Raw genomic sequence first — 2,129 nt, 5'->3', positions numbered from 1 at the left:
AGCGTCTTCTTGAAGCTGCTTCTCCGCATCGGCATAGAGCTGGCTGCGCGCTTCCTTGCTGACACCATCTTTCAGCGTATTGTTCATAAATGTATCAAACGCCGCGCTTTTGTAGCGGAATGCATTGTTTGAGTTGTTGGATTTCAAGATATTGAGCATGCCCGCCGGATCGTTGAAATCGGAACACCAGCCGCTGAACGAAACCTTGAAATTGCCTTGCGCGCGCGTATCCAAATAAGTTTTCCATTCCTCGTTGGACAAAGTCGGACGGATAAACGGAATGGCGGCTTTCCACACCGACTGCACGGCAGTAATTTGTTTTTTGGACGCTTCGCTGGTGCTGTACAAAATATCGAACTCAAGCGGATGGTCATCGTTGTAGCCTGCTTCGTTCAACAGTTTGCGCGCGGTTTCGATGCGTTTTTCAGGCGTCCACTCTTTCCACTCAGGATAAACGGGAATCACGCCCTGCATTTGCGGCGGCGTCAATTGGAACGCAGGCGTATCGCCGCGGCCGCCCACTTTAACGACAATGTCGCGGCGCGTCAGCATATTGAGCGCCTTGCGGACGCGCGGATCATTAAACGGCGCCGCTTCGTGGTTCGGCTCCAAATACCAGCTGCACAAAGAAGTCGTGCGTCTTACTTGGCCTGGAAACTCAATATCCGCCACTTTGACCTGATCGCTGGGAATGCCGTAAGTCACATCAATTTCATTGGCGCGATAACGGTTGTACTCGCCGCTGCCTGACAGAAAAACCGCCTTTGGAATGGCCACTTTGTCTTTATCGTAATAATTGGGATTACGTTCCATATTGATGTGGCTGTTGACTTTCCAATCCGTTAACAGATAAGCGCCACTGGAAACATAATGACCGGGCTGCGTCCACTTATTGCCGTATTTTTCGACAGTGGCGCGATGAACTGGGAAAGTGAATTGCTGAATCAGCATATCGGGGAAATAAGGTACCGGCGCAATCAGCGTAAATTGCAGGGTTTTTGCGTCCAACGCCTTGACACCCAATGTCTCAGGCTTGGCTTTGCCGTTTAATATATCTTCCGCATTTTCCACTTGGGCATCGACCAAATAGCTGCCGAAAGGTGCGCCGGTGGCTGGATCGGCAAGACGGCGAAAGCTGTACACGAAATCTTCGGCGGTAATCGGATCGCCATTGCTCCATTTGGCATCACGCAGATGGAAGGTCCAAATACGCTCGCCCTCGCTCTCCCATTTTTCCGCCAAAGCAGGAATGGTTTTACCTTCGGCATCCGTACCGACCAAACCATCCATCAACTGACGGATAATCGCACCGGCCGCCATATCGCCACTCATTTGAGGATCCAGCGTACCCGGCTCAACACCGTTGCTGACCACCACGCGCTCATAATCGGTACGTTTAAACTCAGGAGCAGGCTTAACATCGCGGCTGCACGCCGACAATGCGAATACGGCAGCCAATGATGCAGCCAACAGCGGATAGGTTTTTCCGGCCATATTTCATTCCTTCTTTTGGGTATTCTTCTTTTTCAGACGGCCTAATTATTCAAACTACACTCAACTACATTTATTTAGAAGTTCTCCAGCATAGTTAAATCATCTATTTCAAACCATGAAAATAGTGTTTTAAACCACATATTCCATCGAAATAATAATAGCCGTCTAAGATTGTCGGCAAATTAACACAAAAATACGTAACTGAAAACTATTTTTCAATTTATCCTACGATAAGTTACAAATGTATTGATTTTTTATGATTTGTCAAATAAGATTATCCGAACTCTTTCGCCATAAGCAAGAAAAAGACATAAAAAGGAGAATCAAATGAAGAAGTTATCTTACTTTATTGCCACTGCCCTCATAGGCTCTTCCATAAGCGCCGCCCACGCCGAACCTAAAATGAGCGGCACCATCTACATCATGACCGAGGTCGAACACAACAATAAAACCAGTGTAACCTCTACAACCATTTCCGATAAAAGTTCCAGTCTTTATCTCTCCGATGAAGTACGACTCAACAACGACTTATGGCTGAAATGGCAACTTGGCTCCTTTATTTACTTCGATTCCGACCGCTGGGGCGGCTGGGGTACTGCCGACTCATACGTCGCGCTCAACAGCTACAAAAACCT

General features: G+C 47.7%; 1 protein-coding gene and 1 pseudogene. One reads left to right on the top strand and one right to left on the bottom strand.

Annotated elements, in window-relative coordinates:
* Positions 1-1,494, bottom strand: a 1,494-nt coding sequence (locus tag ACTHUE_RS16545) for a peptide ABC transporter substrate-binding protein (RefSeq protein WP_440424014.1), incomplete at its 3' end; no start/stop codon positions are given.
* A 327-nt stretch (positions 1,495-1,821) separates the two neighbouring features.
* On the opposite strand from ACTHUE_RS16545, the pseudogene ACTHUE_RS16540 reads away from it, so the two are divergent.
* Positions 1,822-2,129 (top strand): annotated as a pseudogene (locus ACTHUE_RS16540) (porin); the annotation flags it as partial.

The sequence above is a fragment of the Neisseria sp. P0021.S005 genome, from assembly GCF_051956955.1.
The sequence above is the reverse complement of the archived record's forward strand: the minus strand, read 5'-3'. Positions and strand labels throughout refer to the sequence as shown.